This window comes from Bradyrhizobium icense, assembly GCF_001693385.1.
GTDB classification, from domain to species: Bacteria; Pseudomonadota; Alphaproteobacteria; order Rhizobiales; family Xanthobacteraceae; genus Bradyrhizobium; species Bradyrhizobium icense.
In genome coordinates, this window is record NZ_CP016428.1 from 3,503,825 (window position 1) to 3,516,012 (window position 12,188).

At 61.3% G+C, this 12,188-nt stretch carries 12 protein-coding genes and 1 tRNA gene; 7 read left to right on the forward strand and 6 right to left on the reverse strand.

Features of this window, described 5'->3' with window-relative positions; translation table 11 throughout:
- The first annotated feature begins 196 nt into the window (after positions 1-196).
- The gene (locus LMTR13_RS16335) at positions 197-1,780 is read left to right on the forward strand and encodes a S10 family peptidase (RefSeq protein WP_065728757.1); all 1,584 of its coding nucleotides are present in this window, start codon (positions 197-199) and stop codon (positions 1,778-1,780) included.
- A gap of 84 nt (positions 1,781-1,864) precedes the next feature.
- Here LMTR13_RS16335 and LMTR13_RS16340 read toward each other — a convergent pair whose 3' ends face one another.
- On the reverse strand, positions 1,865-2,416 hold the full coding sequence (locus tag LMTR13_RS16340; RefSeq protein ID WP_065728758.1) for a tetratricopeptide repeat protein: 552 nt from the start codon (positions 2,414-2,416) through the stop codon (positions 1,865-1,867).
- 667 nt (positions 2,417-3,083) lie between these two features.
- Here LMTR13_RS16340 and LMTR13_RS16345 point away from each other — a divergent pair.
- The 4 genes from LMTR13_RS16345 (at position 3,084) to LMTR13_RS16360 (ending at position 6,102) form a co-directional block, all read left to right on the forward strand.
- The gene (locus LMTR13_RS16345) at positions 3,084-3,476 is read left to right on the forward strand and encodes a hypothetical protein (RefSeq protein ID WP_065732736.1); all 393 of its coding nucleotides are present in this window, start codon (positions 3,084-3,086) and stop codon (positions 3,474-3,476) included.
- A gap of 120 nt (positions 3,477-3,596) precedes the next feature.
- Positions 3,597-4,640, forward strand: a complete 1,044-nt coding sequence (locus LMTR13_RS16350; RefSeq protein WP_065728759.1) for an alpha/beta fold hydrolase — start codon at positions 3,597-3,599, stop codon at positions 4,638-4,640.
- Between the two features lie 318 nt (positions 4,641-4,958).
- Positions 4,959-5,672, forward strand: coding sequence for an outer membrane protein (locus tag LMTR13_RS16355; RefSeq protein WP_065732737.1), 714 nt, complete (start codon positions 4,959-4,961; stop codon positions 5,670-5,672).
- A 76-nt stretch (positions 5,673-5,748) separates the two neighbouring features.
- Entirely contained in the window at positions 5,749-6,102 is a 354-nt protein-coding gene (locus LMTR13_RS16360) for a DUF6719 family protein (RefSeq protein ID WP_236843402.1), read from the forward strand.
- An 86-nt stretch (positions 6,103-6,188) separates the two neighbouring features.
- Here the strand turns inward: LMTR13_RS16360 and LMTR13_RS16365 are convergent, their stop codons facing one another.
- From LMTR13_RS16365 to LMTR13_RS16375, 3 genes are all read right to left on the reverse strand, one after another.
- On the reverse strand, positions 6,189-6,443 hold the full coding sequence (locus tag LMTR13_RS16365) for a hypothetical protein (RefSeq protein WP_065728760.1): 255 nt from the start codon (positions 6,441-6,443) through the stop codon (positions 6,189-6,191).
- 358 nt (positions 6,444-6,801) lie between these two features.
- Positions 6,802-7,224: a hypothetical protein gene (locus LMTR13_RS16370; RefSeq protein WP_065728761.1), complete on the reverse strand. Its 423-nt coding sequence runs from the start codon at positions 7,222-7,224 to the stop codon at positions 6,802-6,804.
- A gap of 186 nt (positions 7,225-7,410) precedes the next feature.
- Positions 7,411-7,629: a hypothetical protein gene (locus LMTR13_RS16375; protein ID WP_236843403.1), complete on the reverse strand. Its 219-nt coding sequence runs from the start codon at positions 7,627-7,629 to the stop codon at positions 7,411-7,413.
- A 359-nt stretch (positions 7,630-7,988) separates the two neighbouring features.
- Here LMTR13_RS16375 and LMTR13_RS16380 point away from each other — a divergent pair, with 359 nt between their 5' ends.
- Positions 7,989-9,098 (forward strand): alpha/beta hydrolase, encoded by a 1,110-nt coding sequence (locus tag LMTR13_RS16380; protein ID WP_065728763.1) that lies wholly within the window; start codon positions 7,989-7,991, stop codon positions 9,096-9,098.
- A 15-nt stretch (positions 9,099-9,113) separates the two neighbouring features.
- Here LMTR13_RS16380 and LMTR13_RS16385 read toward each other — a convergent pair whose 3' ends face one another.
- A complete protein-coding gene (locus tag LMTR13_RS16385) occupies positions 9,114-9,653 on the reverse strand; it encodes a MarR family winged helix-turn-helix transcriptional regulator (protein ID WP_065728764.1) in 540 nt (179 codons plus the stop codon).
- A gap of 381 nt (positions 9,654-10,034) precedes the next feature.
- Between LMTR13_RS16385 and LMTR13_RS16390 the strand changes: the two genes are divergently transcribed.
- Positions 10,035-11,576 carry a porin gene (locus LMTR13_RS16390; protein WP_065728765.1) on the forward strand — a complete coding sequence of 514 codons (1,542 nt, stop codon included), beginning with the start codon at positions 10,035-10,037 and terminating at the stop codon, positions 11,574-11,576.
- Positions 11,577-12,018: 442 nt separating this feature from the next.
- Here LMTR13_RS16390 and LMTR13_RS16395 read toward each other — a convergent pair.
- Positions 12,019-12,093: transfer RNA gene (locus LMTR13_RS16395), tRNA-Thr, on the reverse strand.
- Positions 12,094-12,188: the final 95 nt, after the last annotated feature.

Here is a 12,188-nt window from a genome sequence, read left to right on the forward strand (position 1 = left end):
GGAACCGACCGATATCACTTTACGGCCGCTGAGGACAACCATCGGACGCAGCGCGGAGCCTTCCGATCCTCTCACGCGATACTGTCGGGATTGTGATTTCCGCGGATTTCCTCCCCTTGTGTACCAACAGCGCGCTGTCGCAGTGTCCGGGCAGACTTGCAGGCCCTGACCGATCGCGAGCGCAGGAGTAAACAGCATGGCTTTTGGCTTTACGGCAACGCGTCCCATGCGCCTCGCCGCCGCGATTCTGATCCTGTGTTGCGCCGCCGTACGCGCCGAGGAGGCGAGTTCGCCAACGTCGCAGCAGCCTGCCGCTGCGACGCCATCGCCGTCTCCCTCGGGCCAGAAGGGCGGACCGGGGCGCGGGACCGCCGCGACGCCGTCGCCGGCAGCCGAACAAAATCGCCTCCCGCCGGATTCCACCACCCAGCAGTCGCTGGCGCTGCCCGGTCGCACGCTCAACTTCACCGCCACCGCCGGCTCGATCCGGCTGTTCGACGACAAGCGCGAGCCGCAGGCCGATATCGCCTATACCTCCTACCAGCTCGACGGCGCCGATCGCGCCAGCCGGCCGGTGACGTTTCTGTTCAACGGCGGCCCGGGTGCGTCCTCGGCTTGGCTGCAATTGGGCGCTGCCGGACCGTGGCGACTGCAGATCGGCGGCGATGGCGCGGTGTCGTCGGCCACTCCCGATCTGTTGCCCAATGCCGAGACCTGGCTCGACTTCACCGATCTCGTCTTCATCGATCCGGTCGGCACCGGCTACAGCCGCTTCGTCGCGTCAGGCGAGGACGTGCGCAAGCGATTCCTTTCCGTCGATGGCGATGTCAGTTCGATTGCGCTGGTGATCCGGCGCTGGCTGGAGAAATACGATCGCCTGGCGTCGCCGAAATTCGTTGCCGGCGAGAGCTATGGCGGCATTCGCGGGCCGAAGATCGTCCGCAATCTGCAGACGCAGCAGGGCGTCGGCGTGCGCGGGCTGATTCTGGTTTCACCCTTGCTCGACTTCCGCGATTTTTCCGGCTCGAGCCTGCTGCAATACAGTTATACGCTGCCGACCATGGCGGCCGTGGCGCGTGAGGTGAGGGAAGCCGGCAAGGTGCCGCTGACGCGCGCCGATCTCGCCGACGTCGAACGCTACGCGCAGGGCGAATTTCTCACCGACCTCATCAAGGGGCAGGCGGACACACAAGCAGCCACGCGGCTCGCCGACAAGGTGGCGGCGCTGACCGGCATCGATCAGGCCGTAAGCCGCAGGCTCGCGGGTCGTTTTGAAGTCAGCGAATTCCGCAGGGAGTTCGACCGCCGCAACGGCAGGGTGACCGGGCGCTATGACGCCTCGGTGATGGGCTTCGATCCCTATCCGGATTCGAATTCCGCGCGTTTCGGCGATCCATCCGGCGATTCGCTAATGGCGCCGTTGACCAGCGCCGCCGTCGAACTCACCACCCGCAAACTCAACTGGCGGCCGGATGGTTCGTACCAGCTTCTCAGCGAGAGCGTGAACCGGTCGTGGGATTTCGGCCGCGGGCCGGCTGAGTCGATTTCGCAGCTACGCCAGATTCTCGCGCTCGACCCGAAGATGAAACTGCTGGTTGGTCACGGGCTGTTCGATCTCGCCACGCCCTATTTCGCGTCCAAGGTCCTTCTCGACCAGTTGCCAGCCTATGCCAGCCCGGATCGCGTCAAGCTCGTCGTCTATCCCGGCGGCCATATGTTCTATTCGCGCGACAGCGCGCGGAAGGCATTCCGCTCGGAAGTCGAGGCGATGGTGAAGTAAGTTCAAAACAAAAAAACCGGCGCGGTGACTGCACTGCGCCGGTCTCATTGTTTCGTCATTGCAATGACGCGGAGAGAGCGTGCCTCAGTAAACCAGCCCGGTGCCCGGCGGTTTTTCGAGCGCCGCGGCGAGCGAGCGATATTCCTCGCTTGTCGTGCCGGTGAGCTCTGCGATCCGGTTCAGGTGATATTGCGCCTGATCGCGGTTGCCCTGTTCGACCTGCCACAGGCCGTAATATTGCCAGGTCTTGACGTGGCTCGGATCTGCCTTCAGCGCGCGTTCGTACCAGATCTGCGAGACCTTGTAGTCGCCGAGCTTGCGATAGGAATAGCCGATCAGATTGGCGACGGCGGCCGAGTCGTCACGGCCGAGCGCCTTCAACTGCTCGATCGCCGACGCATAGTCGTGGCGTTCGTAGATCGCGGCGTAGGCGGCGCGATAGCCATTGGCGAATGCGTTTTGGGCGAATGCGGTTTGTTCGCTGCCCGGACGAGCTTCGCTGGATTTCTTCTTCTTCTTTGGCGGCGGCGGGGGATCGTTGTCGGGTGCTGCGTAGACGGCGGTAACGACAGGGGCGGCCGCAAGCGTGAGCGACAATATTGCGAGAGTCAAAAGCCTGATCGCTAACTTATTCATGCATATCTCCTGATGGCCGGTTCGGCGATCCTACACCGAAGCCCGTTGTTTTGAACCCCCGGCGGCCGAGAACATTCCCGCGCCTCCACCTCGATTTCCGCCAATTTCCATCGGCTGTCCGTCGCGAACGGACATGACAAAGATGTCATTGAGATGAACGGAGTCCGAAAGTTCGATTCAGGAAAGATTCAGCGCGCGGTCGCTAGCGTCTCCTGCATGATCGGCGAGCCGGCCCTTCGATCGGAACGCCCGCGGGTCCCAAGGGAAGGCAAAGGATAAGGACACAACCATGCTTGCCAGTGCAAGGATGGGTCGCCACCACACGCAATATCGGCATCATCGCCAACACAAGCACATCGGCGCATTGAAGACGCATGCGAAGCCGCACGTCGTGATCAAGCCCATGACGCCGGCCGCAAAACGTAGCTGAATCTGATTCGCCGGCGCGCGCGCTTCGCCCCCATTGCCCCGCGCCTGCGAATGTCAGGCCAGCCCACGCGCCATTTGCATCGCTAATGGCCGTGGGCTGGCGCACGCTCAACTTTTCGAGAGCGGTATGCGCCGATAACCGAGTTGCTAATTCCCTTCTACCACGAAGCGGTCTAAGAGACGGCGAACGGGCAGGGGAAGAGTTCGTTTGGGGCGTTCAGTCAAAATTGCGGCGATGATGTTGCTGCCGATCGCGCTTTCGGCCTGTGCGGCCAGCGACGACGGCAAACCGATCACCTATACCGATGATCGCGGCGTCTCCAGCCAGCCTTTTCCCAAGAACTACCGCACGGAAGTGCTGGCGTTCCTGAAGACCTATCTCAACAATCCCGTCGGCGTGCGCGACGCCGTCATGGCCGAGCCGATCGAGCGCGTCCTCGGCGGGCGGCTGCGCTATGTCGTCTGTCTCCGGTTCAGCCCGCGCGAATCCGACGGCGGCTACCGCGAGCCGCGCGAACGCGCCATCCTTTTTGTCGACGGCCGGCTCGACCGCATTATCGAAAATGCCGCGGAGCCCTGCGCGGGGCTGGCCTACGCGCCATTTGCGGAGCTGGAGAAACTGACGCGCTAAATTCGCGCGCGTGCTGTGAGCTCCACACGAGAGTGTGATGCTTCGGCGCCTATACATATCGTGTCCGATCATTTATATCGCATGCGATCTTATCGTATAAGATACAGACCGGAGAAAACCATGTCCCATTCCGCCACGCCTGACCGCCGCCGCTTCCTCGGCACCGCGGCAGCTACCCTTGCGGCCGCACCGTTTGCCATGAGCGGGGCTCTGTTCGCGCAGGCCAGCAATGCAGGAGCAGGCGCGGGCAGGCGGGGCGCCCACGCCTCGTTTGCCGCGCTGAAACAGATTGACGCCGGCGTTCTCAATATCGGTTATGCCGAAGCAGGTCCCGCCGATGGTCCCGTCGTCATTCTCCTGCACGGCTGGCCCTACGACATCTACGCGTTCGTCGACGTGGCTCCCGTGCTGGCATCGGCTGGCTTCCGGGTCATCGTGCCGTATCTGCGCGGCCATGGCACCACGCGCTTCCTCTCAGGCGACGCGCCGCGCAATGGCCAGCAGGCCGCGCTCGCCACCGACGTCATCGCGCTGATGGACGCGCTCAAAATCGAAAAAGCGGTGGTGGCCGGCTTCGACTGGGGCGCGAGAACCGCCGGCATCGTCGCCGCGATCTGGCCGGAGCGCGTCAAGGCGCTGGTCTCGGTCAGCGGCTACCTGATCGGCAGCCAGCACGCCAACACAAAACCGCTGCCGCCATCGGCCGAGCTGCAGTGGTGGTACCAGTACTATTTTGCGACCGAACGGGGCCGGCTGGGCTACGAAAAATACCGGCGCGAGTTTTCCAAGCTGATCTGGCAGCTTGCCTCGCCGAAATGGAATTTCGACGACGCCACCTTCGAACGCAGCGCGGCGTCCTTCGACAACCCCGATCATGTTGCCATCGTGATCCACAATTATCGCTGGCGGCTCGGCCTCGCCCCGGGCGAGGCCAGGTACGATGCGCTGGAAAAACGGCTGGCCGAATTTCCGGTCATTGCCGTACCGACCATCACCCTCGAAGGCGACGCCAACGGTGCGCCGCATCCGGACCCGAAGGCTTACGCCAGGAAGTTTTCCGGCAGATACGCCCACCGTCTCATCACCGGCGGGATCGGGCACAATTTGCCGCAGGAGGCGCCGCAGGCCTTTGCCGACGCCGTTGTCGAAGTGGCTCGTTCTTGAAGACGGACGGTCTTGCTGCCGGCAGCCACGACGGCTGCCGGCGCGGGCGTCATCTGGCGTTCCGGGACGGAACCGTGAACGAAATCGGATCACTTTTCGGCGAGGGTTGAACCTTGCCTTAGTCATCCGGGACATCCCCCAAGCGGGAAACCACCTCCTTAACCGGGGAAAAAGCCTTACGTGCGAGGGAACTAAAAACCTTTGTTGCTGTGCCGTCACAGTGGCGCGCCATCCGGTCGCGGGCGTTTGCCGCAAAGCAACCTAAATGAAGTCACGTTGTTTGGATTGGTATCCGCAATGTTCGTAACGGGGAAGAAGATGAAGAAGATACTGCTCGGGGCTGCCGCGCTGGCCGTCATGGCGGCCCCAGCCTTTGCGGCTGACATGCCGCCCCGGCCGTACACCAAGGCCCCTGCCTATACCGCACCTCAAGTCGTCTATAACTGGACCGGGTTCTATGTTGGCGGCCATGTCGGCGGTGCCTTCGCGGGCGATAACTCCCTGCAGGGCAGCGACGCCCGCTTTCTTGGCGGCGTGCAGGGCGGCTTCGACTACCAGTTCGCGCCGAACTGGGTAGTGGGCGCCGAAGCCCAGTATAGCTGGCTGCCCAATAGCAATAATAACGGCGTGCTGTTTCCGGGCGGAACGCTCGTGACCTCCAATACCGATCAGATCGGCTCGGTGACCGGCCGGCTCGGCTACACCTGGGGTCCGGCGCTGCTCTACGCCAAGGGCGGTTACGCCTGGCGTGACAGCAATAATCTCGGCGTATCGGTGGCCGGAGTGCCCGCAGGCTTCACCACCAACGGCAACCACAAGGACGGCTACACCGTGGGCGGCGGCCTCGAATACATGTTCGCCCCGAACTGGTCGGCCAAGGCCGAGTACCAGTATTACAATTTCGGCGACACGACCTTCACGTCAGGTCCCGCCGACATTGCCGGCCGCACCTTTCGCAACGACGAGCACTCCGCCAAGGTCGGCGTGAACTACCGGTTCGGCTGGGGTGGCCCGGCTGCTCCCAGATATTGACGCGACCGTTCGTGTCGACATGAGAAGGCCGGCGTCACGCCGGCTTTTTTGTAAGCGAATGCCGGGCGGCCGCGCGTTGCCTGCCTCGCCGCATGTGTCCTGCGCGCGTCAAAAAAATTTTTTGCAGTGCAAGCAACTTTTCGTCATGATGCGCTATTATGGTCTCGGCCGGCTGGTTGGACATCATAACATGCGTGCTTTTGCGTTAGGGCTGATCTTTTCCGCAGCGGCGTTTCCGTGCCTTGCTCAAACCGTCCTGAAATCCGAACCGCTTATTCTTGCTCCCTATGAAGTCGCCTTCGTGCAGGATCCCTCGTGTGGGGCCGGCAAGGTGCGCAAGGTAACCGGTGCGATCAGGGGACTGCAGCGGCGCAAGGCCTGTGTCACCCATGCTTCGGAACAGGCATCGCTGGTCTCGGCGACGCCGTAGGATCCGACTGTCCATTTTGGATGTCGTCCCGGCGAATGGGACCCACTCGCCGAGGCTTGTCGTGTATCCGGCTGCTTGCGGCCGGCCTACGACGCCAACTGCAATTCGGTCTGCGCGTCGCGCTCGGCGTCGGCCTTGTTTCGGGCGGGGTCTTCGTGCGGCTCGAGTTGGCACGGCCTGATTTCGTAGTCGTGGTCCAGCACCGGACGGGGGCCCGTGTTGTCTTGCCCGGAGACGACATCGACGACGAGGCCGCTCTTCCGGGCGATCTTCCAGACGTCGGCCGCGGTCGGATAGGCCTTGCTCAGCTTGGCATCATTTGAGAACAGCGCGTAGGGCATTGTTAGCTCCGGTAAAAACGGTCAACGCGGCAGCGGGGGCCGGGTTTCAGGCTTGGCTGCCATGCGGCTATTCCACAGGCTGTTTCGGGAGCAAATTGGCTCGTTTCGGCCCATTTTCGTGGAGTCTCTGAGTCTTTAACGAGCCGTAAATTCCCGAAAAAAGAATCCCCGAGACTCCTCGGCCAGAATCGCCGGATGTTTGGGCCATGAGAACGAGCCTCCAGACCTCCTGCGAGCGTGTCCAACTCACGCTGACCGTTTGCCTGCTTGTCGCCTGCGCGGCCAACATGGCGCTGGTTTATGCCTGGCTCTGAACATCGGGGCGTGAGGCAGGAGAGCGCAGCAAGATGTGTGGGGTCTACTTCGCCGGCGGCGCCGGGGGCTCGCCTTCTCGGAGCGCAGCGTGCACCTTTGCCATGGTCGCGGTGCAATAGGCCTCGCGCTCGCGGTTGAATCGCTCCTGATGGGCACGGAAATTCGCGACCCGCGCCTTGATTTCGGACTGGAAGTCGTCCCGCAGGTCAGGACGCGTGAGAGGGGCCAGCCTCGCTATTTCCCTCGACGCTTCCTTTGGCGCCTGGGCAATAGGCATCGTCTCCGCCAGCAGGGCCTGGATGTCAGAAAGTGGCGCAGCCGCGCGGACGGGTTCGGATGCCTCGACGGAGAGGACGGCGATCGACGCCGTGACCGTCTTCTCGGCCTCCGGCGGCTTGCCGGTCACCGATTGAACAAACGCCATCGTTTGCGCGATCAGGAGATCGCGTTCCCTCATCCATTTCATGGGACACCTCGGCCCAACCCACTCCATCAAACGGCTTTTGTGGAATCAAGCGGTCACGGAGGTAGTGGGGGATAACTGCCGCTCTTTTGCGCTCAGGGTGACAAAACGGTGACAGTTCGTCCCGCCGAGCTGCACATCGCGCGTCAGGTGATTGTGTCCCGCAAGCGCGGCCGCGCGAAGTGGGGTCTAGCGTTCGCGGGGATTGGTGTTCGGAACGAAGGGCGCGCCAATCATGCGCACCGGCGGCTGGTCGTTGATGTCAATGATCCGCTTGTCGGCTGCCGGCGAACGCTCGACGCGCACAGCGGTCCGGTCGGCGAGCCGGACCGTGTCGACCGGCCCGAGCAGCGTTGCGCCGGCTGCAACCGCCGAGGTGAACACGGTGACAACAGCGAGCAGAATCATGTTGCAGTTTTCTTCGCGAATTCTCATGCCGGGAAAACGCGAGTGGGAAAGGGTAGTTCCAGCCAACGAGGGCGAGAGACGTGTGACACCCGCAGCAGTGTGACGCTCTAGTAAGGCAGAAAAGTATTCAGAGAGTGACAGTACCTGATTGAGGACGACACCAGGCATGCATTCGACGATGAGGGCGTATGACGGTTTGGTATTTGAATCCATCCATAGCTGTATCGGTCGGACCACTCAAAGAAACCGCGGTGGTGGCCGCGAAGGCCGGGTGCCATTTCAGCTCGCGCAAAGTTGTCTCACAGCGGTATTGAAACCGTAGTAGACAGCTGACGCAATCAATTAAGCTGCGCCGGTATATGACAATTCACTTTGGTCCGGAAAGCCAAGTTCAATGGCAGGACAGCGACGAGTTCTCGACCGAATTCCTGAGGCTGCTGGGAGCGGCGCAGGAAGGCGGCTCGATGATTTCCGAATGCTTTCTCACCGCGAACCGGATCGACCCGAGCGATCGCGCCAACTCCTGGTATCGGGAATGGATCAGGATCGCCGACCTCAATAAAGAGCGCGCCAACGCTGCCTTCGAGCGCGGTCACGTGTTGACCGCACAAAGTAACTGGCTTCGTGCCATCAATTACTATCAGGCATCAACATCCGCATTGGACGCTGCCGACGAGAAGTCGCAGGATGCGCTCGGAGCCATGCGCGCCTGCGCCCGCCGCTACATCGCGCATTTGACGCCGGCCGGCGAGGCGGTCGAGATTCCATGGCTCGAAGGCCACGCGTTGGAGGGATATTTTCTCCCCGCCGTGACCGCTTCTGGTCGAGCGCCTGTCGTCGTGTGCATGGGCGATCCCGGCCACCGGAAGGAAGAATATCTCTTCAAGGTGGCACGTTACGCGCGCGAGCGGGGAATGTCGCTACTGGCCGTGGATCTCCTCGGTTCGGGCACCGGCACCAAATTCGACAAGGTGATCGGCCGTCCCGATCTGGAATCCTCGGTAGGCCACCTGATGGACTACCTGACAACGAGGGACGACGTCGACGAACACCGCATAGCCATGCTCGGCGATGGGGCAGGGTCGTCCTTTGTGGCGCGTGGCGTCGCCATCGACAATCGTTTCGCCGCGGTGGTTTGTGACGGCGGAATCTGGGATATGCACGAGCACGCCTTCTTGATGAATCGCCTCTCGCGGGATGGCGCCGCAAGCCAGGGAATTGCAGGTGGTTGGCCCGGCCGAAGATTCCATTGCCCGGTTCTGATCACCGTGGGCGGACAAGGCTGGCTGAAAAGCAGCGTTGTTACCGATCTGTTCGAACGGCTTAAGTCCTATCATCCCGATATTTCACTGAAGATTTTCGAAAGCTCGGAAACGGCCGCTGCGCAAGGCCACCATGACAATCCGACGCTGGCCAACGAGTTCATCTTCGACTGGCTTGCCGATCGCCTCGGCCCGGTGCCGGCCTGACGCCACCGCAAATAGTCACATGTCCATCGCAACCTTCAGGCAGGCCTTCTCGAGGCGATTCTTCAGTGCCGCGAGCTTTGCAGTGAAGTCGACGAGTTCGCGATCGCTGAATTCGGCAAAGATGAAGTTATTGAGCGCCTCCTGCTGGGACGCCAAACCTGCGATGTGCTTGTAGGTCTTGTCCGTCAATGACATCTGCACGACTCGGGCGTCATCCCCTGAGGTCTTTCGGCGCATGAAGCCCTTTTTCTCGAGCATTTTGGACTGAGTGGTGACGAAGGACGGGTCAACGTGGAGCATCTTTGACACGACCTTCACAGGTACGCCCTCTCCCTGATCCAGATCGGCCAGAGCCATCAGGATCATCCATTGCGGCCCGCTGACGCCGAGGGCCTTTGCCCAGTAATAACGAATCTCCTGGAGATGCACGTTGATGGCGGCGATCTCCCAGGCGAATTGCCGGGCGATGTCGTGATTCTTGCCCCCGAGCTCATGCGACTCTCCGCGTTTGGCGCGGCTCGACGAGTCCGATCCCTTGCGGGGTTCCTGTCCCATGGCGCTCCTTGTTTCAAGTCTGCACGAAGCAGCTTAGCTGATTTAATAACAAATTCATCCAATTGGGGAGCGTTAAGGTGGGTCTGTGCACACGACAGCCGCGTGTACGGTGGTGTTGCCACAGCGACACAGTCGGTCGGGATAGATATAGCTGAGTTCATAAAGTATTTTGATTAAGTAAATTGCGCATGCATAGTTCTGAAGACGGTCAGGGGGTCCTCGATCGTTCCGTTTTGGTGGTTCGCTTAAGTCCCTCGCGTTTATGCGGGTGTGTCCGAAGACGCGAAAGACTGAGCGGTTTTCAAGGGCGAGGGCGGACCGTCCTCTGGGGGATCATTCAGAGGTCCGCCCTTGTTCTGCAGAGCAACTTGGAGGTTTAACATGAATATGATCAAGAGCCTTGTTCTCGGCTCAGCGGCGGGTCTGATCGCCATGAGCGGGGCGCAGGCTGCCGATCTTCCCGTCAAGGCCAAAGCGGTCGAGTACGTCAGGATCTGCTCCCTGTATGGCGCGGGTTTCTGGTATATCCCGGGCACCGACACCTGCATCAAGCTGGGTGGCTACGTTCGTATCGATACCACGTTCAACGGCAACGTCTACGGTGGACCGGCCTGGTCGGGCGATCTGGGCCAGGGCAATCGTTATCGCGATTACTTCGCGTCCCGCTCCCGTATGGCGCTGACGGTTGATACCCGCACCGCCACCGAATACGGCGTCGTCCGCACCTTCGGTCAGGCCGACTTCCAGTTCAACAACTTCGGTGGAAGCACCAGCAACCCGGCAGCACTTGCTACCTTCGATGCGAACCGGCTCTCCACCGCGGGCGGCGGCTATGTCGCCGTTGAAATGGTGTTCATCCAGTTCGCTGGTTTCACCTTCGGTAAGTCGGCTTCGGCCTACGCGACGCCCTGGAACGGCTATCCGGGCAACAACAACTCGTTCTTGATGGGCGGTCCGGACTACGTCACCGGCGTCAACAACATCCAGTACACCGCTCAGTTCGGCAACGGCGTGTCGGCCAGCATCGGCCTCGATGATCCGACCGTGTTCGGCCGCACCTCGGTGCTGAACCTCAGCACTGGCGCAGGCTTCGCTACGGCCGGCTCCAACGCCTACGGTGGAACGCACGCTCCCGACATCGTCGGCAACATCCGCGTCGACCAGGCCTGGGGTCTGTTCCAGATCGCAGGTAAGGCGCACCTCGTGAACGCTTCCTACAATGTCCTCGGCGCCGGCGGCGTTCCGACCGCTCTGTCGGAAATCTCCGGTCACCCCGAAGACAAGTGGGGCGGCGCGGTGACGGCGGCGTTGCAGATCAAGAACCTGCCGACCGGTGCGGGCGACGACATCAAGATCGACGCCACCTACGCCAAGGGCTCCACCAAGTCGGTGGTCTCCACGAGCGGTTCTTCGCCGAGCTTCGTGATGTTCGGTGACAGCGGTTTGGGTGCCTATCAGAGCGTCGGCTTCGGCCAGACCACTGACGGGGTCTACCTGCCCGGCTTCACCGACGGCATCAAGCTGGTGGATGCCTGGGGTATCCGTGGTGCGTTCAACCACAACTGGGATCCCTACTGGTCGACCAGCCTCTGGGGCAGCTACGGTTCGGTGCGCTACGGCGGCAACGCCCTGGACATCACCTCAGCGAAGGGCGCCTGGTGCGCCGTCTACACCGCGGGCAAGGCCGTGTCTGGAGACTACTCCTGCAACCCGGACTTCAACTTTGCCCAGGTTGGTCTGACCACCCGCTGGACTCCCGTCAAGAACCTGACGTTCTCGGCTGAAGTTGGTGCGTTCTTCCTCGACCAGAAGATGACCGGTGCTGCCGTCCTGGCCGCCACGGCTCCCAAGCCGACCACCGTCTACGAGTTCAAGGACCAGAGCACTGTGTTCCTGAACGTTCGCGCTCAGCGCAACTTCTGATCCCGAAAGACTTGAAACACTAGGAGAACCCCCGGCAGGCAACTGCCGGGGGTTTTTCATTGATGCTTGCACGCCTTCGTAAGTCGCAGTCAGGAATCGATCGCGCTCGGAAGGAGCGCCCGAGAAAGGGGACGGGCGATCTAACAAATGCTTGAAGGCTTCAAAAAACGAAAAAATATGATTTACTCATGTAATTACCTAATCTAATGTGCCCTCAAGGTAGCCAGCTAATTCCTTGGCCGCCTCTTGGTCTCGAACGAGACGTAAACCTCCGAAACCTCCGGCAATGCCCTGCCGGAGGTTTTTACTTTTCGGGCAACCGTTCTTTGTGTTCCGAGAGCGTGCCGCACGATCGGCAATTCCCGGTTCAACGAGATTCTGAAAAGCCTGCGCTCGCATGGCGAACGGTATTCGGCGAGCTTGCATCCGAAGGGTTGGATTGTGGTGCCGGCTGAGGGGATTGAACCCCCGACCTTCGGTTTACAAAACCGCTGCTCTACCGCTGAGCTAAGCCGGCGAATTTGAAGCGATAGGCGAGCGTGAATATTCTCATCGCCTCCCGATTTCGCGGCTCGAATACCAGACTTGCCGGCAAAGGGCCAGAACCTCGGC